The organism is Lysinibacillus sp. FSL R7-0073, from assembly GCF_038009065.1.
Lineage (GTDB): Bacteria > Bacillota > Bacilli > Bacillales_A > Planococcaceae > Lysinibacillus > Lysinibacillus fusiformis.
This window is the reverse complement of the sequence record NZ_JBBPAS010000001.1, coordinates 2,337,747-2,358,864: the sequence shown is the minus strand read 5'-3', so window position 1 is coordinate 2,358,864 and position 21,118 is coordinate 2,337,747. Positions and strand designations below refer to the sequence as shown.

The 21,118-nt window shown below is 36.1% G+C and carries 17 protein-coding genes and 2 pseudogenes; 6 read left to right on the top strand and 13 right to left on the bottom strand.

The genetic code is table 11. The annotated features are described in order from the left end of the window. The first annotated feature begins 136 nt into the window (after positions 1 to 136). Positions 137 to 994, top strand: a complete 858-nt coding sequence (locus tag MKY88_RS11640; protein ID WP_340813684.1) for a PhzF family phenazine biosynthesis protein — start codon at positions 137 to 139, stop codon at positions 992 to 994. A 179-nt stretch (positions 995 to 1,173) separates the two neighbouring features. On the opposite strand, the gene argH is transcribed toward MKY88_RS11640, so the two are convergent. The 8 genes and pseudogenes from argH to MKY88_RS11605 form a co-directional block, all read right to left on the bottom strand. After that, a complete protein-coding gene (gene argH / locus MKY88_RS11635) occupies positions 1,174 to 2,496 on the bottom strand; it encodes an argininosuccinate lyase (RefSeq protein ID WP_340813683.1) in 1,323 nt (440 codons plus the stop codon). A 29-nt stretch (positions 2,497 to 2,525) separates the two neighbouring features. Beyond that, positions 2,526 to 4,097: an APC family permease gene (locus MKY88_RS11630; protein ID WP_193831963.1), complete on the bottom strand. Its 1,572-nt coding sequence runs from the start codon at positions 4,095 to 4,097 to the stop codon at positions 2,526 to 2,528. 290 nt (positions 4,098 to 4,387) lie between these two features. Next, on the bottom strand, positions 4,388 to 5,683 hold the full coding sequence (locus MKY88_RS11625) for a hypothetical protein (RefSeq protein ID WP_340813681.1): 1,296 nt from the start codon (positions 5,681 to 5,683) through the stop codon (positions 4,388 to 4,390). Positions 5,684 to 5,841: 158 nt separating this feature from the next. Further along, positions 5,842 to 7,176 carry a sensor histidine kinase gene (locus tag MKY88_RS11620; RefSeq protein WP_340813680.1) on the bottom strand — a complete coding sequence of 445 codons (1,335 nt, stop codon included), beginning with the start codon at positions 7,174 to 7,176 and terminating at the stop codon, positions 5,842 to 5,844. Further along, a pseudogene (locus MKY88_RS24580) lies at positions 7,173 to 7,385 on the bottom strand (winged helix-turn-helix domain-containing protein); the annotation flags it as partial. The pseudogene MKY88_RS24580 and the gene MKY88_RS11620, both read right to left, overlap by 4 nt. Positions 7,386 to 7,462: 77 nt before the next feature. Continuing rightward, a pseudogene (locus tag MKY88_RS24575) lies at positions 7,463 to 7,811 on the bottom strand (response regulator transcription factor); the annotation flags it as partial. 11 nt (positions 7,812 to 7,822) lie between these two features. Continuing rightward, entirely contained in the window at positions 7,823 to 8,365 is a 543-nt protein-coding gene (locus tag MKY88_RS11610; RefSeq protein ID WP_340813679.1) for a glycoside hydrolase family 73 protein, read from the bottom strand. Between the two features lie 147 nt (positions 8,366 to 8,512). After that, the gene (locus MKY88_RS11605) at positions 8,513 to 9,394 is read right to left on the bottom strand and encodes a GNAT family N-acetyltransferase (RefSeq protein WP_340813677.1); all 882 of its coding nucleotides are present in this window, start codon (positions 9,392 to 9,394) and stop codon (positions 8,513 to 8,515) included. Positions 9,395 to 9,872: 478 nt separating this feature from the next. On the opposite strand from MKY88_RS11605, the gene MKY88_RS11600 reads away from it, so the two are divergent. Genes MKY88_RS11600 through MKY88_RS11590 form a run of 3 tightly spaced genes read left to right on the top strand, consistent with a single transcriptional unit; the run spans position 9,873 to position 13,648 of the window. Continuing rightward, complete coding sequence (locus MKY88_RS11600) at positions 9,873 to 11,399, top strand: spore germination protein (RefSeq protein ID WP_340813675.1); 1,527 nt, start codon at positions 9,873 to 9,875, stop codon at positions 11,397 to 11,399. 16 nt (positions 11,400 to 11,415) lie between these two features. Next, on the top strand, positions 11,416 to 12,537 hold the full coding sequence (locus MKY88_RS11595; RefSeq protein ID WP_340813674.1) for a GerAB/ArcD/ProY family transporter: 1,122 nt from the start codon (positions 11,416 to 11,418) through the stop codon (positions 12,535 to 12,537). Then, a complete protein-coding gene (locus tag MKY88_RS11590) occupies positions 12,524 to 13,648 on the top strand; it encodes a Ger(x)C family spore germination protein (protein ID WP_328200841.1) in 1,125 nt (374 codons plus the stop codon). The genes MKY88_RS11595 and MKY88_RS11590 overlap by 14 nt, the downstream gene beginning before the upstream one ends. 1 nt (position 13,649) lies before the next feature. Here MKY88_RS11590 and MKY88_RS11585 read toward each other — a convergent pair whose 3' ends face one another. The 5 genes from MKY88_RS11585 to MKY88_RS11565 all read right to left on the bottom strand — a co-directional run bounded on the left by MKY88_RS11585 (position 13,650) and on the right by MKY88_RS11565 (position 19,696). Beyond that, positions 13,650 to 14,603, bottom strand: a complete 954-nt coding sequence (locus tag MKY88_RS11585) for a nucleoside hydrolase (protein ID WP_328200842.1) — start codon at positions 14,601 to 14,603, stop codon at positions 13,650 to 13,652. Positions 14,604 to 14,749: 146 nt separating this feature from the next. Further along, positions 14,750 to 17,920 carry an ATP-binding cassette domain-containing protein gene (locus tag MKY88_RS11580; RefSeq protein WP_340813672.1) on the bottom strand — a complete coding sequence of 1,057 codons (3,171 nt, stop codon included), beginning with the start codon at positions 17,918 to 17,920 and terminating at the stop codon, positions 14,750 to 14,752. Positions 17,921 to 18,052: 132 nt separating this feature from the next. After that, positions 18,053 to 18,463 (bottom strand): SRPBCC family protein, encoded by a 411-nt coding sequence (locus MKY88_RS11575; RefSeq protein ID WP_340813670.1) that lies wholly within the window; start codon positions 18,461 to 18,463, stop codon positions 18,053 to 18,055. After that, positions 18,460 to 18,786, bottom strand: a complete 327-nt coding sequence (locus tag MKY88_RS11570; protein WP_036125832.1) for an ArsR/SmtB family transcription factor — start codon at positions 18,784 to 18,786, stop codon at positions 18,460 to 18,462. The genes MKY88_RS11575 and MKY88_RS11570 overlap by 4 nt, the downstream gene beginning before the upstream one ends. 229 nt (positions 18,787 to 19,015) lie before the next feature. Further along, entirely contained in the window at positions 19,016 to 19,696 is a 681-nt protein-coding gene (locus MKY88_RS11565) for a Dph6-related ATP pyrophosphatase (protein WP_340813669.1), read from the bottom strand. Between the two features lie 229 nt (positions 19,697 to 19,925). On the opposite strand from MKY88_RS11565, the gene MKY88_RS11560 reads away from it, so the two are divergent. Next, the gene (locus MKY88_RS11560) at positions 19,926 to 20,393 is read left to right on the top strand and encodes an NUDIX hydrolase (protein ID WP_340813668.1); all 468 of its coding nucleotides are present in this window, start codon (positions 19,926 to 19,928) and stop codon (positions 20,391 to 20,393) included. 33 nt (positions 20,394 to 20,426) lie between these two features. Then, the gene (locus MKY88_RS11555; RefSeq protein ID WP_340814825.1) at positions 20,427 to 21,083 is read left to right on the top strand and encodes an HAD family hydrolase; all 657 of its coding nucleotides are present in this window, start codon (positions 20,427 to 20,429) and stop codon (positions 21,081 to 21,083) included. The last annotated feature ends 35 nt before the right edge of the window (positions 21,084 to 21,118 follow it).

The window sequence follows — 21,118 nt, the reverse complement described above, 5'->3', positions numbered from 1 at the left end:
AGTAGACAATCTATTTTTGAAGATGTCAGATGCTAAAATAGTTTGTCTCTTGCTTTATAGCAAATTTACCCAACAACATTTTTACGTAGTTCTTTTTATGCTACAATTCACTATAAATGAGGAAGGAAGATGTTTTATGAAAATATCTGTTTATGTTGCAAGTGCATTTAGCAAGGATCATCAAGGCGGGAATAAAGCAGGAGTGGTATTTAATGAGGATACATTGACCACTACTCAAAAAATGGCAATAGCCAAACAACTGGGCTATGCGGAAACCGCATTTATATCAGAATCTGAAATGGCTGATTATAAATTTGAGTATTTTACACCTAAGGAAGAAGTTGATTTATGTGGACATGCCACAATTGGCGCTTTCACGATACTGATGCATTTAAATAAACTTTTCAAAGATGGCTATACGATTGAAACAAACAGCGGTGTTCTTACTATTACCATAAAAGATGACATCATTTTCATGGAACAAAACAAACCGAAATTCTATGATGTTATATCTCCAAACGAGTTTATCGACTGTTTTGACATTAAAGATATAGACAATAAATACCCAATTCAAATTGTTTCCACGGGCTTAAAAGATATTTTAATTCCTATAACAAGCGAAACACAATTACATGCACTGCAAGCTAATTTTGAAAAAGTTAAAGAAATTAGCAAGTATTATAATGTTGTCGGGATGCATCTATATACTTTTAATGACAATCGAATGATATGCAGAAATTTTGCTCCACTATACGATATTAATGAAGAAGCAGCAACTGGAACTTCAAATGGTGCATTAGCCTGCTACCTTTATGAACAACACCAATTGCAAAAAGAAGTATATGTATTTGAACAAGGTTATTCTTTACACTCTCCTTCCGAAATATTAGTTAAATTAGCAACCAATAGCAAGAATGAAATAGAAAAAGTTTATGTTGGCGGCAAAGGCTATTACTGTGAAACTAAATGTTTAAATGTAGAAAATATGAAGTGAACGTAAAAAAACAAACACATTATTTAATTGAACAATGTATTTGTCTTCCATCTAAACCGTCTTTAGCTGAAAAAACGAATGCTTCTTCCCTTATTTGGCTTACGGGGAAATCTAATTCATCTATTAAATAAACAAACCGTTATCTTGACTATAAAATGGTCAAAATAACGGTTTGTTTTTTATAATAGTAAACCTACTTTAATCCCTTTACTTAGTATATTATGATAATCGATATAGTCATAGATATCTTCATCAATAAATGAACTTAGTTCTTTCAATTGATCTATTGTTAATTCCTCAATCGCTTTGTCATGATCTTCACAATAAATAACGATGGCTCCGACAATACTATGAGCATCTCTAAATGCAACCCCCTTGCTCACTAAATAATCAGCGACCTCAGTTGCATTCAGAAACCCTCCTTTGACGGCTTTTTTCATGTTTTCACTGTTCACCTTCATCGTAGCAATCATTTTTGACATAATTTGTAGACAAGATAATACGGTATCCAATGCATCGAAAAATGGCTCCTTATCTTCTTGCATATCTTTATTGTAAGCAAGCGGTAAGCCCTTCATTGTTGTTAATAGAGACGTTAGCGACCCATAAACTCGTCCTGTTTTGCCTCGTATAAGCTCTGCTGCATCAGGGTTTTTCTTCTGTGGCATAATACTGCTGCCAGTAGAATAGGCATCATCAATCGTAATAAATCTAAACTCTTGACTACTCCACAAAATAAGCTCTTCACTTAATCTACTTAAATGCATCATAATTATTGAAAAATCTGACATTAACTCTAATAAGTAGTCGCGATCACTTACTCCATCTAAGAAATTATCTACAGGCTTAGAGAAACCTAGCTCATTAGCTGTCATTTCACGGTTAATCGAATGAGTAGTGCCTGCTAATGCGCCACACCCAAGCGGGCTTTCGTTCATAATTTCGATCGCTTTCACAATTCTTTTTTTATCACGGTTTAACATATTATAATAAGCCATCAAATGATGTTGAAACGTTACAACCTGCGCACGTTGAAGATGCGTGTATCCTGGCATAATAACGTTATTGTCTTTTGCTTTTTGTTCTAAGCTCTGTTGTAACTCTTCAATAGAGGCAATCACCTCAAACGCCTTGTTTTTTGCATAAAGTCTAATATCTGTTGCTACTTGGTCATTACGACTTCTCGCTGTATGAAGTTTTTTCCCTGTTTCACCGATCCTCAGAGTCAAATTCGACTCTACGAAACTATGAATATCCTCATAATTTCCTTCAATTTGTAATGTGCCATTATCAATATCCTCTAAAATGGAAAGAAGTGCATTAACAATATCTTGTCCTTCTTTCTCAGTCAATAAATCGCATTGTACTAACATATGGACATGGGCAATACTGCCTTTAATATCTTCTGTGTAAAGTCTTTGATCCACCTTTAGTGAACTGTTGAAATCTTCCATTAATTTGTTTTCTTCTTTTCTAAAACGACCGCCCCAAAGCTTCATCATTCATTCTCCTTAAACCATTCTATTAAACGTTATGATATTTCAGAAATGCTTTCCTGTAATTCCTGTATATTTCCTCTTTTACGCATATACCAGACACCATTGTAAACAGCAAAATAGTAAAAGGCTAAGCCAAATATAGCGACAATTACGGACATATAAGGATCAGGGATTATGCCTTTACCACCAAAATTCCCTAGGAAGGACATAAATACAAGCATTAAAATATAAAAAATAATGTATATGCCACCAAGGAACTCCACTGATTGATGTTTTTGAATAAAGTAAATCACTAAATAACAGGCAATACCGATCACAAGTCCTGTAATAGCTAGTTGTACCTTACTCCAATTTGTCCAATAAATAAGCAGTGTGGCAAAAACGAATGCCATTGGCGCTATGACTTGCATACCTGGTAACCCATTATTTTTTGTCAAACCTACCCTACGGAAAACCATAACCGTTACACATGCTGATGCATATTTAAAAATACCGATAGCTCCTACAATCGCAACGATAGCTGTCCAGCTTTTAAGTGGGAATAAAAATAATAATCCTACTAGGAAATTGAGTGCAAGTGCACGTGTTGGAACACCGAATTTTTTATTAATTGTTCCAAAATAAGATGGTAGGAAACCACTTTTCGCCATACCAAAAACATGTCTTGACGTACCAGCTGTATAAGTAAGAGCTGAACCTGTTGGCGAAACCATCGCATCAGCTGTAATAATCCATGATAGCCAAACCATATTAGCCATCATGGCTAAATTAGCAAATGGTGAATCAAATTTAATGCCACTCCAACCATTCGCTAACATTTCTGTTGGAACTGCACCGATAAATGTAATTTGAAGTAACACATATAATACTGCCGCAACACCTAATGATGTAATGAGGGCAAGTGGAATATTTCTTCTAGGGTTGACTACTTCCCCACTCATCATAATGACATTGCCAAACCCTGTATAAGCAAAAAATATTCCGGTTGTTAAAATGGCACTTAATCCTGCACTATAGCCATTTGGTGCAAATCCTTGGCTTGAAAAATTCTCCGTATGAAAGCCTGTCATGAAAAAGGCAATGATCGTTAGAACAGGAACAACAAACTTTACGGTTGTAATAATATTGTTTGTAACTGCAAATAATTTCACCCCAAAATAATTAAAAACAACAAAAAATACCATTAAAACCATCGCTGCAAGAATACCTGATGTTGTCAGTTGCTCCTTCGTTACATCGTATAATCCTGGCCAAAATTGATTGGCGTATTGAATAACACCTGATGATTCTACGGGAGCTGTAGCGCAATAGCCAAACCAGATTGAATAACTAGTAACGGTAGCAAGCATTTTTCCGTGAGAATAAAGCGGATATCTTGCTAAGCCTCCTGTTTCAGGTTTTACTCTTCCTAACTCAGCATAAACAAGCGCTATGAGTGTGATAACAAACGCACCAATAATCCAAGAAAGTATGGCTGCCGGGCCTGCCAATTTTGCAGCTACCCATGGTCCAAAGAGCCAACTAGATCCTATTATTCCCCCTAGAGATAATGTTGTAAGTGACCAAAACCCCATTTTCTTTTTCAAATATTGTTCTTGACTCATGAATGTTCCCCTCTCTGAAAAGAGAATATTGGTATGACCCTTTTAATTTTGACGCTTCAATAAAATGACGTCTTAGCAGAAAAAATTAGATATTTTACTCTGCATTGCAATGTAATGTAGGTAATTGTTATAGATTGTGCTCCTTTCTAGATGATGAAACATTGCACACATTTTTTAGGTACCATTAATTAAAGGTAATTAAAAGGTGTTTACCTTAAAATGATTTTATTTTAATCGTTTGAATTTTTCAACATATTTTTTTCAAAAAAAATAACCACCCATGAAGATGGTTATTTCAAACGATAAATTTTACTTGGTCTTCCTCGGCTAATTTGAGCGTCTTTGCCTGTGTACTCTACTAGATCCACGTCACTTAGACTTGTTAAAATTCGTCTAGCATTGCTTTCATCCCAATAAAGATGCGCAGCTAAATCTTTAATGGTAAATTCTTGCCAGCTCATTTTTTTGACGATTGCACATAATTTATTATAATTTTTTAAGCTAATTTTTGCTTTTTTCAATTTTTCTAATAAAATATCATCATTACTCTGGTAAGAAAAACTGACTTCATCTTCTTCACCTACAGATTCAATGATCGTTCCATTTTCCTGCACGATGACAATCGGCAGCTCTGACTTTTCTTTCGATAGCTGAATAGCGCGCTGAGCATTAATTTCTGCAGAATGAACAGTTACCCCATAGCCAATTCCAACAGTGACGGTCGTATTGGATTCATTTGAAAGCTGAAAGATCGTCTCCTGCAAGTCCTTAATTTTCCGTTCAATAGCTCCACGAGAGCTAAAAATAATATAGCGGCCATTCCCCTTCTCTAATAAAGAGCCATCTAGTTGCTCACAAAATCGCAGTAAGGTTTCTTTTAACTTTAATTCTAAATACTGAAGATGATAAGTGCTTTTCGCCTTTTCAGAAATCTTGTCAAATTGCTCAATTTCGATAATTTGAACACCAATTTGAGTATCTTTAAAATAAAAAGTTCTACGTTTTTCTTCTAGTATTCGTAATGCTTGAAGAATTTCCATATCTGTAGTCGATATATGATAAGCTGGAACACCAGCCTCCTTCAGTCCTAAATAGACAGCTTGAAAGCAAGTTAAAGCACCTGCCGTTTTTTCACGATTCCATAAATCAATATGAAAATCCACTAATTCCTTTGTACTGGTGTTTACATCAAAGGTTTTGACATAGATTTCTTTAGGCGCAAAATCTAGCTGTTTTACGGCTTGCTCCAAATGAGAGGTCGTGATTTCATCAATACTTACCTTGTTTAAAAATTCTCCCTGATAAAAGCCCATATGCAACAAGCATTTATAAATGCCAGATTCAGTATGTTGAATATAAACTAAGTTTTCACCTGAATGTAACGTATTTTTCGCAACCATATACGAAATTTGACCAGAAAAAAACCATGCATCCACAGCGTGATGATTTTCCTTTACGATATTTACGGTTTCATGAAAATCATGATATGGAAATGCTATAAAATTCATAGTCATTTCGTATTCTTTGCCTAATTTAATGATGCGCTCTACAGATGAATTAGGGCCAATGACTCCAACTGTATACATTATTTCCTCCTAGTAAAATTACTTGATATATACCATTCTATAGAGAAATGCCCAATTTTTATAGTGTCATTTAAAAACTATCCAGAAATAAGGTATTTGATGGCAATAATGGTCACTTGTCAGATCGGAACATAAGAAGAGATCTATACAGAATACAATTACTTGCTTGAAAAATCTATCGTAAACGATATTTTTCCATTTGTTAGTGTGGAATTCGTTCCAAAGCCTAATTGTTCGGCAATACTTTTCACTGTCGCGAGACCAAGCCCTGTTCCAGAGAAATGCTTATTTCGAGAGCTTTCGCCTACATAGAATGGTTGCCATATTTTAGAAATATCTTGTATTGTTGTATGATTACTTATTTCCAATATACCCGAAGTAAAGGAAATCTGTATTTCATTGTCTGATGTATATTTTAGTGCATTGCTCACCAAATTTTCTATAATATAATAGACTTTTTCCTGCTCACTATTCAGCATAAATTCAGTTACGTCAGATTGAAGAAATATTTGTTTCTCCCCCTGCAAGGGCTGATAGTTTTGGATAATTTCTTGTAGTAGCGGGAAAAAGTCAAAATGTGATACGTTCAAAGCATTTTCTTCGGTTCGAGCATAATAAAGCATATCTGTAATGATTTTTTCCATTCGATCCACTTGCTGATGTATAACTGTTAAATAGGTGCCATCATCCATCCCATCTTCGATCCCACTTGAATATACATTGATTAGGGCGAGAGGCGTTTTTAACTCATGTGTTAGGCCTATCATAAATTGTTTTAAATCTAGATTCCGTTGTGTTAATAATTGCTGCGCTGATTCAAGCGTTGTACTCATTTTATTAATACTTTTGGCTAACTCTTCTATTTCATCACCTGTTTGAATGGTAGCTTGTTGAAAATTCAGTTCTCCAATCTCCTTTGCTACTTGTTGCAATTCATTTAATGGATTGGTTATCTTCCGAGATAATAGCGCTGTTACCATAATAATGATTAAAATACTCACTATCAGAAAGGCTAAATTAAAACGGTTTATAAAATAGGCTATATCTGTAAAATGGGCCTTAGAGGCTCCAATCATGACAAGCTGATCCCCTTCTTTCGCATAATGAACAATAAAGCTAGACCTTTGTTTCCCTTGATCATAGAGCTTTCCAACAATTTTATCTTCCGAGATAGTTTGTAGTACTTCCTCGGAAACCCAAAATTTATTTAGGGCAATATGCTCTCTCGCCAGTTGAAGTCTTAAATTTTCATTTAGGTCATTAATGGAGTCCTCTAATGGGACTGCTATAATCGTGACATCAAATTGTCGCTCCACCAATTCTACATCCTCTAAAACTTGATAAGAATCCAAGGCTTCTGATACTTTTTTATTCAGCTGATATAGATAATATTTAGGGAGAAAAAACTGGCTTACAGCAAGGGATATAGAAAATGTAAGAATAACTACTAAAGTAATATAAATGGTTAGTTTTGTGCCGAGTTTCTGTTTCATTCGCTTGTACTATATCCTATCCCTCTGTGTGTTTGGATAATGTTCTCTCCTATTTTTTCTCGCAATCGTCGAATATGTGTGTCCACTGTTCGTGGATCTCCCATATAGTCCAACCCCCACACTAAATCTAGTAATTGATCTCTCGTCAAGATTTGTCTTCGATTTTGGCTAAAAATTCGTAACAGCTCGAATTCTGTTTTCGTTAACTCTATTTCGGTCCCTGCTCGCCAAACACGTTTACTTGTCACATCGAAGGACACATCATGTAGTTGTTGTATAGCTTCGATTTGCAGTAATTTTTTTGTCCTCATTATCAGTACCTTAGGATAAAATGGTTTATTGACATAATCGTCAGCCCCATCTGCTAACGCCTGAAATTCATCTTCACCTGTGTCCCTTGCTGTTAACATTAAGACCTTAATCTTTTGTGTTTTTTTCATTTCACGACAAACCATTATCCCATCTATTTTAGGCATCATCCAATCTAAAATGGCCAAATCAATTTTTTCTTGATAAAAAACGGCAAGTGCTTCTTCTCCATTTGTTGCGGTAAAAACCGTGAACCCTTCTCTTTGAAAATAGTTTTGTAAAATCTTTAACATATCTAATTCATCATCTGCAATGAGAATATTCATGTATGAAACTCCTAATCATCATATTTTTCCAGATTATATTGCTCGATAATAGCAATTAGTTTTTCGGGATATAAAGGATCTGTCGAGTAATTGCTTTTTTTCAAGGCATAGGCAGCTTCTTGATAGGTTGAAGCAACCAAAACCTCTTCATATTGTTGTTCATTCCAACTGGTACCCTCTAATAATAGCTGACGATGGTCCTTTATTGCACTTTTCCAATCAGGGTAAGCTCTAAATTCTGCTTCAGTTGTGTAGCTTTTATTTTGTTCATATTCAACTGTCGGCATTTTAATGGACTTTCCATGATACCTGCCTTTCATCCCAAACAGGTTATTTGCATTGACAGCTAATTCACTTTTACCGTAATTCGACTCCAATATAGCCTGTGCAATAATTACACTAGGCAATATCTCTTGATTTTGCTTATTTAATGCAACGGCTACTGGTGCTATTTCATCAATAAATTCAACTTCGTCTTGATGGCCTTGTCCAAATAGCTTGACCATATAAAGGGCTAAAATAACGGTAAGTAATAGAATATAGATTTTTTTCATTGTGTTGTACCTCATTTCCATTAAACTGATGGTTGTATCGTAAAACAGCAATGTTACAGTTATTTGACAAAACATTAAAAGTTGTAAAAAATAGCCCGTACTTTTTAATGTACGGGCTTGCGCATAGTTTGTTCCATCTTCTTCCAATTAACAATGCGAGGTTAAAGGGAACATAAAATTACCTTGCAAAATTGCTTTTTTCGAAAGAACGAATAAAGCGTCGTCATCATTTGGCTGGATGGTCGCGGTCATACCATTCAAGGTAAACTCTGGTGTGAAATAAAATACTACTTTTTGGGTAGTATCCTTCACAATTTTGGCTAACAACTCCTCAATGTCAATGGACTGTAGGGAGATAATATCAAAAATATTTAACACCCCTTCTTCTTCCTCCATGATTACTATTGTTTCTAAGTCTTCTAAATAGTAAATGGCGTGAGGGAAAACTAACGTAAAATAAAACATTAATAAACTTTCATTTTGCTCAACAGCGATCATACTTGAATGGATATATCGATTTTTTGCATAATCTTCAAGGAGTGCTAGATCTTGCTCAATTGTTAGCTGTTGGATGCTGGTCTGCTGTCGTTGAATAGGTTTTGCTGTAAGGTCTAAGCTGAATTCACTTTCATGGATACGAGTAAAACCAAACTTCGGATAAAAATCTAGTACTGTTTCATTGGCAAAGAGATACATGAAATCACAGGCTCCTTCGTACTCGTTCATGATATGCAGCATCAGCTGCTTTGCCAAGCCTTGATGACGATAGTTTACATCGGTCATTACCGTACCAATCTGAATCCCCTTTAATTGCTCGCCGTTTATGCGAATCGACATTTTATAAACAGAAGCATTCGCAATCACTTTTCCTTCTTGAACAAATGAATAAGGAATATATTGGTCGTTCCAATACCCTTTGCTATACCAATCTCGAAAATCCAACCCAAACGTTTTTATTGTTAAATCATTAAAGCTTTCCTTTAATCGATCATCATGACGATAATCGCTCACTAATTCGTACTTTTCCATGTTTATTCCCTCCGATTTTATCTATTTATACATTATTATTAATATTGGAATCATCACCTCCTAAAAACAGAAAAAGACCCTATGAGAAAACCTCATAAAGTCCTTTGTTTATACACAGAAAACAACGTTAACCACTTCAGTGGCTACGATAGTATCTGTTTATATGGATCAGACAAAATTATGCTTCTCTACGTTATCGCAAAAGGGCAATACTAAATAATCCTATAATATTTCAAACATTATAGAATGGCCCTTCTATTAAATTCATGGGAATTTAATTTGCGATAATAAGTTTTAGCATAAATGTCTAATCTCCCTTCTGTTTTTAAGATTACTCTAATCTTACCACTTTCTGTTAAAAGTTGTCTACGATTCATTGACAATGTTTACACTTAAAAAGAATGAACTAAGTATAGAATATCCTTCAAATGTTAAATCTATAAACGAAGTTAATCATGAAGGGAGCCTATAATTTAGCATGAAATTTAAACTACCTTTCAATAAACAACAACCACCATCCGTCGGAGAGGCACCAAAAGAAAAAGAAAATCTCGTAAGGGTCGCCCCGACAACTGATCATTTTATTCAGTCGATTAAAAATGCGACGAATAACCCAGCTGATCTAATTATTAAATCTATCCCACCGAATCTTACGCTTATTTATATAGATAATTTAGTCGATAATCAGACATTAAACAATGACATACTCGCTAATTTGCTGAACAGTCCTCAAGAAACACCTGATGCCATAGAACGGACTCTTTCTATTCCTGAAATCGTACAATCCAATCTACTACAGGAAACAGTAGATTCGATGGTCAATGGGTCTGTCGTTATTCATATAGATGGCTACTCACAGGTTCTTCTTGCCAATATCGCTACAAGAGAATCCAGATCATTATCAGCCCCTGAAAATGAATCACAAGTAATCGGGACGCAGGTTGGGTTTAATGAGAGTTTAACTACGAATATTTCTTTGATCCGTCGCTACATAGTCAGTCCTAACCTTTGTCATGAAAAACTAAAAATCGGCACGCGTACGAATACCTCTGTCGCACTATTATATATGAATGGCATTGCCAATGAACAAATGGTCAATACATTACGCCAACGAATGACTGATCTTTATATCGACGAGCTACTTGATAGTGCCGTTTTGTCAGAAATGATTGATGATAATTCATTGTCCGTTTTTCCTCAGATGCTTCTGACGGAAAGGCCTGACAGGTTTTGTGATGCCATATTAGATGGCAAAATTGGCGTTATAGTGGATGGTAGCTCTTTAGCCATCATTTGCCCGCAGGCATTTACAGAATTTTTCCGAAGTCAGGAAGATCAAAATTTAAGATGGCAAATTGCCACCTTTCTTCGTTTATTGCGACTTGCCGCCTTCTTTTTATCTGTTTATTTAACACCATTTTATGTTGCAGCTGTAACCTTTCATTATGAGGTCCTTCCACAAGCCTTTTTAGTGCCATTAAGTGAGTCCAGGGCCTTGGTCCCTTTTCCACCGATATTCGAGGCGTTACTTTTAGAGTTTATTATTGAACTACTCAGAGAAGCTGGGGCAAGGCTACCGACTAAAATTGGACAAACCATTGGTATCGTTGGGGGTATCGTAATTGGGACAGCAGCAGTGCAGGCAGGAATTACTAGTAACATTCTATTGATCATCATCGCTTTAAGTGCACTCGCATCCTTCACTTCACCAAGTTATATGATGGGCAATGTAATTCGTCTGATTCGTTTTCCCATTATTATCCTTGCAGGTTTTTGGGGATTTTACGGCATTATGCTAGCATTTTGCTTTATTCTTATTCATCTTTTACGTCAAACAAGCTTGGGTGCCCCTTATATGTCTCCTTTCTACCCACCAAGGTTGAAAGAAATGCGGGATAGTATTATCAGATTGCCTATCCCATTAACAGCGAAAAGACCTGCTTTAACTAGACCAAAAGATGAACACAAATTCGAGCCTGAGCCTGTCAAACCAGAAAAAAGTTGAAGTGAAGGTGAAATAAATGAAAAATCCTATACAACTTAGCCCTAAAGATATGATCAATGCCTATTTGCTTTTTTTTGTTGTGCATGGCGCTCAAGTTGGGGTTGGTATACAAGGATTTCAACGCATTATTTATCAAGATGCCAGACAGGATGCATGGATATCCGTTCTCCTTGCAGGCATCGCCTCACATATTGTCACCTTTTGTATGATTAAAACATTAGAGATCTACGGCTCCAATGATATATATGGAATCCAACAGGACATATTTGGAAAATGGATTGGCAATTTCTTAAATGCTATGTATGTCTTTTATTGTTTTATTGCATTTTTCTCTGTTTTACGAAATTATATTGAAGTGATACAGGTATGGTTATTTCCTAGTATTGGGACATGGTTTCTGTCAGCTACTTTATTAATTATCACTATCTATGCCTTTACAGGTGGGCTTCGAGTGATTGTAGGTATTTCTTTTTTTAGTATTATACTTTCTTTATGGATCTTCCCAATGTTGGCCTTCCCATTGAAGTATTCAGTGGCTGAAAGTCTGCTTCCTATTTTAGAAAACGATGTTCGTTCTATATTAAAAGGAGCCCATTCAATGACCTTTACCATTATTGGCTTCGAAATCATTAACGTTATATATCCATTTGTAAAAGACAAGAAAAATGTCAGAAAACCCGTTCATTTAGGTTTACTGTTTTCAACATTTATCTATTTATCCGTCATGATGGTGTCGATTACCTATTATAGTGAGGGAAAGCTTTTGAAAACAATCTGGGCAACATTGACATTATTTAGTTTTATTAGCTTCCCTTTTGTAGAGCGATTTGAATTTATAGCCGTTTGTTTTTGGATGCTCATTATTATACCGAATATGTGTCTGTATTTATGGGCTGCTTATCGTGGGGTGATTCGATTAGTCAATATACGCGGTACAACGTTTGTTTGGCTATTTTCTTTCTTTGCTTTCATCTGTACAATAATCGTTCAAACACGCATACAGATTAATACGATTAACACAGTATTTGGACAAGTAGCATTTTATGTTATCTTTGTCTACCCTATATTGCTATGGATTTTGGCCATACTGAAAAAGAACTTCATATCAAAGAAGGTGCATAAAAATGAACAAACTTAAACGCTATTTTATTGTTCTTTTACCGTTTGTTTTTTTATATGGATGTGTCCAGACAAATATTTTAGACAAAGTAGGTTTAACCACATTAGTCGGCTACGATGTTGGTACAGAACATAAAATGGCTACAACAGCCGTTATTCGTGAAGTCAATCCGGAATTCCAAAGTAAAGTAGAAATTTTGACAACAGAAAATGATACGAGTAAAGGGACTCGAATGGAAGCGAACCGTAAGCTTTCAAAAAAAATTATGGTTGGTCAAATGAGGGTTGTTTTGTTTGGAGAAGATTTGGCGAAAGATGATCTTCGTTACTACATCGATACAAACCTAGAAAACGCTAGCGTTAGCAATGGTATCTATATGGCTGTGGTGGAAGGCAAAACAGCACCCTTATTGAAATACGAATATAAAGATATTGAGGATATAGGACAGCATATTTTCAGGCTAATCGAGCAAAATGTGAGACAGGAATACATGATCTCGGCCACTCTTCATCAGATAGCACATGATTATTATTCTGTTGGTAAGGATTTAGCAATGCCGATCATTAAAAGAGATGAGGAATTAGTCGAGCTCAGTGGTGTAGCTCTCTTTAAAGGTGGCAAAATGGTTAGTTCGCTCTCTGCAAGAGACAGTTTTTATGTAAGGATTATCAGGGATACATTTAAAGTAGGCTTATATGAAGCCGTTTTGGAAAAGGAAGATGTTCCATCCAAAATTCTTCAAAAACCCGCAAATAAAATAACTATTGCTTTTGATGCAATACATTCAAAAAGAAAAATGAAATTAGTTAATGCCGATACACCAGAGTTTGACCTCAACATCAACATACGATCACGTGTATTAGAGGTTTATCCAGATATCAATTTTGATGACCCCAAAAGTGTAAGAATATTAGAAGAAGCAGTTGAAAAAAAAATGTCAAAGGAAATAGCAAGAGTAATTGCTCATAGTCAGAAAGTGGAATCCGATATTTTTGGCTTTGGTGAGAAGTATAGAAGCGTTGTGAGACATACCGATTTAACAAAAGACAAATGGCATGAAATGTATAAAGATATGAAAGTGAATGTGAATGTTGATTTTGTTATCTTAAGAGATGGTGTTTTTGAATAGGCTATTGCCAATCATGGCCTGTCATAATGGATATAAAATGATGGAAAAACATGTCGTAGTGGATATCAAATGCAATACGATGTCTTTTTTCATCATTATTTACATTTTTAAATGGTCGTGTTTCGGCAATGCTCTGCCCTCTTGCTGGTCCATCTAATTTATCAATGACCGTTACAGGGTATGACTCATAAATGAACATCTCAGGATAAATCGTTGCCATTAGCGTTAACGCATCATGGACGGGGCTACCTAGTAATGACGGGTCCCGTTTCTGATAAAATTTTGTATAGTATTCCATTAGAGGTTTGAGGATTTTTGTCCTGCCAAATGAGTCTATATAATCAACCATCCCAGGTGTAACAATAGCCTTCTGTGTGGCATTCAATGGAATAATAGTAACATTTTTTGCATAGGTGAGCACAATATTTACCGCAAATGGATCCCCATGAAAGTTTGCTTCCGCTACGGTCGTAACATTGCCTGGTACCCAAAATGCCCCACCCATAATATAAAATTCCTTCACATGTTGCATGAGCCTATTATAAAGAATAAACATGGTCGCTAGTGATGTAAGACGTCCAATATTGACAATGATTAGTTCATCATCCTTATATTTCTCGATGATTTGCACGATTTCCAAAAAGTTTTCGATTTTTATTTCATGATCTTCGTTCGGGATAATGGGACCAAGACCATGCTCTCCATGTATTTCTGGATAATATGTTGGCTGTTCGCCAGTTAGAGGGATCTCTGCCCCTAGTATAACGGGAATTCCCTCGGGAAAATCAAATAATTTCATGACATAATAAATATTAGATACAGCATCTTCTCTTGAGACATTTCCATAATCAGCAATTAACCCAACGATTTCGATTTCTTTGTGTAGTCTGGCATAAATCAATGCTATCGTATCGTCGATGCCAATATCCCCAAATAGTAACACTTTTTTCATCAAACATAAGCCTCCCTTTTACTGCCAATTCACCTATCCTTATAGTACGGTTCCGATGTCAAAGACGACACTGATTGTTTACTTTTTTGGAAAAATTAGTGATACATAAAAACCCATCTGCATTGGCAAATGGGCTTTGAACCGAAATTTTAACGATTATGTTCAAGATACTGATAAACCGCCATCATTTCTTGTTTATTTAGCTCTCTAATACGATTGAAAATAGGAATTTGCGTCACTGCTTCCAACTGGTTTCCTTCCGTTACAACATCACTGACGGTACCCGTTAGCCATGTATGTACGTCAATGCCCTCGATGATTACCTTTTGGCCCTCATCATTAATACCAGTTGCACCACAGCTAACGCATGGAACCGTTAATTTATAGACACCGTCATGTAGTCCATCTTCCGTTAGAACTTTTTTCCCCTTACAAAATGGACATGAATGACTTCCTTTTACTTTATTGATTTGCGTCACAATTTTTTTGTAGCCGAAAGCTTCATAAACATACGTTAGTTTTTTATATTTACCATTCGTAAAATATTGATCAATGATTGTGTCTCTTGTTTCATAAATATTCGGGAAATCACAAATCGTTACTTGGTTTTTACGGCTGATCGTAGCAATATTATCTTTGATTTTATCCCAGAATGGTAATGTATTTTGCAGAACAATCTCATAGCCAACAAAGCTGGCAAGCTCTAATTCCATCATTTTCAGTGATACTTGCATTTCCCTTGGCAGTAATGAAACATCTTGTATCAGTGACATATCACTACCTACAATGGCTTGGATTTTTTCAAGCTGTGGTAAATTGCCTACTAGTTTAATGACCTCATCAATCGGTTGATGAATTATTTCTCGAATATCCGTGTCACCAAAATGTAATTTCTTTTGGTGATTCAGGACAGAGCCATGACAAATTGGACAAGGTACCATCTCCCTTGTTTCCTTCATTTGCTCTTTAATGATGGATTTAGAGATGACAATATAACGGCCAATAATAAAATTAAAGCCTTCCCATTTTTTCGAGGATTTTGTTGCTTTATCATAAAATGATTTGTCCCAATAACCATATAAAAATGTATACTTTTCTTCTTCAGTCATATCATTATAGCTCTTACTGATGTCTTGACCTAGTTCATTTTTTATCTCTTCAAAAAGGAATGCTAATTTTGAATGTTGGTAGTATTTTAGAACATCCATCACCTCTGGATGCAATAAGCCGTCCCAGAATGGCACATTTTTATTTTGAATGACTAAATCAAAATCGAATTCTTCAATTTGTAATCGACCTGAACAGCTAGGACAATGATTTTCTTGGCTAAAGAAATCAAAGCTTCTCGTATCCTTATTCGTCGGATGGGCAGCGACAATATGATTTATGAGGCCACCTATTTCATATAGAAAACTATATTGGCTGTATAAATGTCTTTCAAGGTCAATCGCAATGACAGGAGCAATCTTATTCGATTCATATTCACCGTAAATTAGACGGGCCATTGATGAAAGGCTTTTTAAGATGCCACCTTTGTAAATATTTTCGGCATTTTTAAAATAGCTAATAGGATGGTCTTGTAAGTAATGAATACCATTTTTCGATGCTAAGGTAGATGTGATTTGTAGGTCAGTGGTGCTTTTCGTAAGGTGCGATTGTTTAAAATATGCTTCATGACCCACTACATCAAGATGTGTCACTGGCCCCTGCTGCCTTTTACCAAAGTCTACAATATAATCAGAGCTTTCAAGCATATAGGCATTATGCTCAATCATGATAATGGAGATCGAATCATCTTTCAGAATATCTCTAATACTATCAATAAATTGGTTTAAAATATTTTGTGATAATCCTTTGGAAGGCTCGTCAAAAATAAACAGTGTGTGAGGATTTCGAGAATTGGCGAACAGCTCTGACACTAAATGCACACATTGGAATTCACCGGTTGATAGAGTTTGTGTTTTTCTTTCCAGCGTTAAATAGCCTAGTCCAAGTTTGATGAGCAAGCTTAAACGTTTATGAGCAATATCTTCCTTCGGGAGCTCCTCGATAATATCTTCAATCGAGCGTTGAAAAATATCATCGATTTCCTCACTATATTTGGTCAATTTCTTTTTAATATCAAGAAATGTCGCAACAGTGGATCGGCTTGTAATCGATTGATTTCGATCTTGCCCAACCATCACTAATTTATCTTTTGGATAGCGCTTTAGAAAATCCTTTGCGATACACTCATTAACTAGTGTTGATTTCCCACAGCCAGACTCTCCTGTGAAGGTGACAAGTTGATTTTGTGGAATTTCTATCTCATCTATTTGGATATTGCGGCAATGTAGGTCGCGGAATTGATAGAAGGTCTTTGGTTTTTCCTGACTACGTTCCCAATAGATAGGCTGTGGTCGAGGAGATTCTTCCACGGTTTTTCCTCCGTATTTTCCACTCCCTGGTCCAAAGAATAGATGTTTATCTGCTGTATCTAAAACCGTATCCGAATGATCGATTAGCCAAATTTGATTTTTAGAGCCAAGTCGTTGAATTTGCTCTAAAATTTTCAAGAGTGTGTCATGGTCAAGACCTACGGAGATTTCATCAACAATAATTACCGTATTTTCGCTCGTTGCCATAAACTCAGCTAAATATAGTCTTGTTAATTCTCCTCCTGATAATGTACCCATTATGCGATTTAATGTTAAATAGCCAATATTCATTTGGATAATATTTTGAAGAATACGTTGTTTTTCTTCACTAATCTTTAATTCTGTTGATAAGGAATAGATCGTTTCCACACTTAATTGATGGATATCTGAAATACTATATAGTTCATCCCTTAATGTTAGCTGATGCTGTTCTACTTCCTGGCTATAGCGCTTCCCCTGACATTTTTTACATTCAATATTTTTCGTCGTCCCACGTCCTTTACACGTCGGACACCAGCCTAGTGCATTATTAAAGGAAAAAACTTCTGGAGATAAATGAAACTCTTCCGCTAATCGATCACGTATTTCCTTAAATACACCTGTATGCGTACCGATAGTTGAGCGTGGATTTGTAGATATGGATGATTTCCCTAGAAAAAGAACTAATGGCATATCCTCCATTTTAATGGCGCTAAAATTCGTTTCCATAATCGCTGGAAACAAATATTGGTATTCAGCTTTAGGTAATAAAGAAACAAGACGCTTTTTGGATTCTTCCCCTATTGTTTGACAAAAAGTGGTTTTCCCTGATCCAGACAAGCCAGCAATGCCAAGGGATAGATCTTCAGGTAAGTCGACATCTAAACGGTTAATATTGTTGGCAATAAGTTGATTAATCTTCATTCTGTTTTCCTTCCGTGTTTACTATTTTCACATGGACACTTTATTTATCTAAGAAGAGCGACCTTCAGAAAATGAAAGAACACAATTCATTTAAAGGAATTGCGCTCTTTTTCATAAAGGTTGATTCAATTACTAGGCTAATACTTTTTCAAGCTGACTACCCATGTTAGTCCAAGCGTATTTAGCTCCTTCAATTGCTCCTTGACGAGCTTTTGTTTCTTCACTAAATCCACCTTGATCGAGATGTAACTGAGTTGTACCGTTAGATGCTTGCGATAATGTCCAAGTTACAGTTGTTGTTTCACCCGCACTTGTCCAAGTGTAAGATAGTTTATGTGGCTCATCAATTTCAAGTACCTCACAATCGACAATGCCATCCCACCATTCGTTTGGCTCAGCTCGGAACTGGAATTTATGGCCAACAATCGGCTGAAAATCATTGCTCCAAATCCATTTTGCCAGTGTGTCCGAATCAGTTAAGGCATGCCATACTTGCTCGATGGAACTTGTAAATTTAAAATCTAATGCTACATCTGGTTTCATTTGTCTTCCCCCAATAATAAATGTAATTTTGAAATTCTTGCTTTCCAGAAATCTTCGTAAATCGATATCCAATCTTGTATTTCTTTCAATGGAGCCGCATTTAGCCTATATCTTGTTTCCCTACCTTCTTTTCGAGCGATCACAAGACCTGCGTCTTTCAGGATAGTTAAATGTTTTGACACGGCAGTACGTCCCATATCAAAGTGAGCCGTTAATTCGTGAAGCGGTAACTCATCTGCCTTAGCTAATAAATTAATTAGTTGGCGTCTTGTAGGGTCAGCAATGGCTACATACACGTCACGCTCTTGATGATTGTTATTCAAAACCACCACCCTTTCTATTAAGACACTAAATGGTGTCCTAATTATATGACACCATTTAGTGTCTAGTCAATTATTATTTTGGACATTTTGTTATGGATTTTATACTTATGAATACAAAAAACACAAAGGTGAGCTCCTTTGTGTTTGTATGAATGATGATTGTCTATGGATATTATGCTTTGGAGGACATGCCATAAAACAGGCATCCATCGTTGTTTTTAGGATATTTTTAAGCAAGTTCTAATGGTAAAAATGCATATTCCCCATCTCGAATAATAGGACATTTACGAACCTTGATTGAATATTGGAAAAGTGGTCCATCCAAAACTGTAGTATGGAATTCTCCCCCTTCTCCACAAGGGTCGATATTACGCTCTTCCAATTCTTTTATATAATCAGGAGTAAGTACTCGTCCTAAATCCTCCGTTGTCATGCCTAATGATAAATTTACTGTCACCACCATCGTGACAAACCCTAAGTGAATAAATTCATCAACAGCGTCCCGATGATTCATCTCCCATAATGGCATGCCAAGCTTTAGACCAACCTTTTTCGTCACCTCATCATGCCAGCAGCCGTGTGCAGGCATATCTAAATCACCCGTAACTAACACCTCTGCCCCTTGATGTTTCGCATTTTTTAAAAGTTCGATAAATACACTTTCATAATCCGTCCAACTTGCCGCAGCTGTATAGACTGGCAATCCGATAGAATCGGCTTGAGCCTGTATAAGCTCAGGTGGCATGCCGTGGGATCGAGAGCGTTTCCCTTCCTCCTCTAGCATGACAATAAGACCCATCGCTCGTCCCACCTGTGATGCTTTATATAAAGCTAAAACACTATCCTTTCCCCCACTGAATGAAGCGATAAATGGATGATTGTGCGCATTATTTTTCCAGCCAGTTGTCATTTCTATTTCTCCTTTTACTGTCCATGAAGATCAATCCTTCTTGCATTCTTATTAGGTAGTCGCTATTAAATTTACTTACTTCATCTATTTTTTTCACCAACGTTATTGATAATTTTACATGATAGTGATGTAGTAGGAAATCACTCCTTTATTTTATCACAAGCATGCTGAGAATCTGGATATTTATGTTAAGGTATACTTAACGGTTGATGGAAAAAGGAGGAATGCTATGAGTGATTATGTAAAAGCATTAAGACAACAGCTTGGGACAATGCCTCTAATTTTGGTAGGTTCAACGGTCATTGTCTTAAATAATGAGAAACAAATTCTTCTCCAGCTACGCTCTGATATAAAAATGTGGGGTTTACCTGGAGGAGCGATGGAACCTGGTGAAAGTTTAGAGGATACCGCAAGACGTGAATTATTTGAGGAAACTGGGCTACATACTTCCCAACTACGTTTTGTAACGATGCTATCTGGTCAGCAGGATTATTATCAATACCCAAATGGCGATGAAGTATATGGGGTAACCGCCGTTTTTTTGGCAGAACAAATAGATGGACAGCTTGCAACGGTTGATGGTGAGAGTTTACAGCTAGCCTATTTTTCTTTAGATGCGTTGCCATCTAATACCGTCAAGAAAGCAATAGATATTATCAATACCTATTTATTAAAGGAAAACTTCATTAATAGATGAAAGGTCGTGACTTCGTTGAACGATTTTAAAGCAATGTTATTTGATTTAGATAACACCTTACTTAATAGAGATGAGGCAGTAGATAGATTATTTTTCAAGCTAGTAAAAATGTGTTACAGGGATGTTGATCATACGTTAGAAAATGAAATGCGACAACAATTTAAAGTATATGATGGAACATACTTTGGTCAGCGTGATAAAACCGATGTTATCGCTTCATTTTTTGATGAATTTCCGCCGCAAAACGGCATGCCAAACCATGCTATTCAAGACTTTTGGAATCTTCACTTCCCTCAATGTTTTGCTGTTCATCAGGATACGATAACGTTCATTCATCGTATAAAGCAGCAAGTGAAAGTGGGCATAATCACAAATGGCTCTGTAGAAAGGCAGAAAGCTAAAATAGCCTACACAAATTTAGATCGCTGTTTTGATACGGTCATTATTTCTGAGGAAGTGGGATTTAGTAAACCAGATAAGCGTATCTTTGAAATCGCCTTAAAAAGACTGGATGTCAATCCAGAGGAAACTCTTTTTGTTGGGGATGACTTAGAGAAGGATATTAATGGGTGTCAACAGGCCCATATAAAGGGCGTCTGGTTTAATCCATCCATTCGCAAAAATGACACTGCTATCCAGCCATATGCCGAGATTCATTCGTTGGAGCGTTTAGAAAGTTACTTCATATAGAAGGACAAAACCCCTGAGTTTTCGCCCAGGGGTTA

What these genes read in the sequence shown, in the direction of transcription:
- MKY88_RS11640 (WP_340813684.1), top strand. Translation starts at nt 137, where the DNA reads ATGAAAATATCTGTTTATGTTGCAAGTGCATTTAGCAAGGATCATCAA.
- argH (WP_340813683.1), bottom strand. Translation starts at nt 2,496, where the DNA reads ATGATGAAGCTTTGGGGCGGTCGTTTTAGAAAAGAAGAAAACAAATTA.
- MKY88_RS11630 (WP_193831963.1), bottom strand. Translation starts at nt 4,097, where the DNA reads ATGAGTCAAGAACAATATTTGAAAAAGAAAATGGGGTTTTGGTCACTT.
- MKY88_RS11625 (WP_340813681.1), bottom strand. Translation starts at nt 5,683, where the DNA reads ATGTATACAGTTGGAGTCATTGGCCCTAATTCATCTGTAGAGCGCATC.
- MKY88_RS11620 (WP_340813680.1), bottom strand. Translation starts at nt 7,176, where the DNA reads ATGAAACAGAAACTCGGCACAAAACTAACCATTTATATTACTTTAGTA.
- MKY88_RS11610 (WP_340813679.1), bottom strand. Translation starts at nt 8,365, where the DNA reads ATGAAAAAAATCTATATTCTATTACTTACCGTTATTTTAGCCCTTTAT.
- MKY88_RS11605 (WP_340813677.1), bottom strand. Translation starts at nt 9,394, where the DNA reads ATGGAAAAGTACGAATTAGTGAGCGATTATCGTCATGATGATCGATTA.
- MKY88_RS11600 (WP_340813675.1), top strand. Translation starts at nt 9,873, where the DNA reads ATGAAATTTAAACTACCTTTCAATAAACAACAACCACCATCCGTCGGA.
- MKY88_RS11595 (WP_340813674.1), top strand. Translation starts at nt 11,416, where the DNA reads ATGAAAAATCCTATACAACTTAGCCCTAAAGATATGATCAATGCCTAT.
- MKY88_RS11590 (WP_328200841.1), top strand. Translation starts at nt 12,524, where the DNA reads ATGAACAAACTTAAACGCTATTTTATTGTTCTTTTACCGTTTGTTTTT.
- MKY88_RS11580 (WP_340813672.1), bottom strand. Translation starts at nt 17,920, where the DNA reads ATGAAGATTAATCAACTTATTGCCAACAATATTAACCGTTTAGATGTC.
- MKY88_RS11575 (WP_340813670.1), bottom strand. Translation starts at nt 18,463, where the DNA reads ATGAAACCAGATGTAGCATTAGATTTTAAATTTACAAGTTCCATCGAG.
- MKY88_RS11565 (WP_340813669.1), bottom strand. Translation starts at nt 19,696, where the DNA reads ATGACAACTGGCTGGAAAAATAATGCGCACAATCATCCATTTATCGCT.
- MKY88_RS11560 (WP_340813668.1), top strand. Translation starts at nt 19,926, where the DNA reads ATGAGTGATTATGTAAAAGCATTAAGACAACAGCTTGGGACAATGCCT.
- MKY88_RS11555 (WP_340814825.1), top strand. Translation starts at nt 20,427, where the DNA reads ATGTTATTTGATTTAGATAACACCTTACTTAATAGAGATGAGGCAGTA.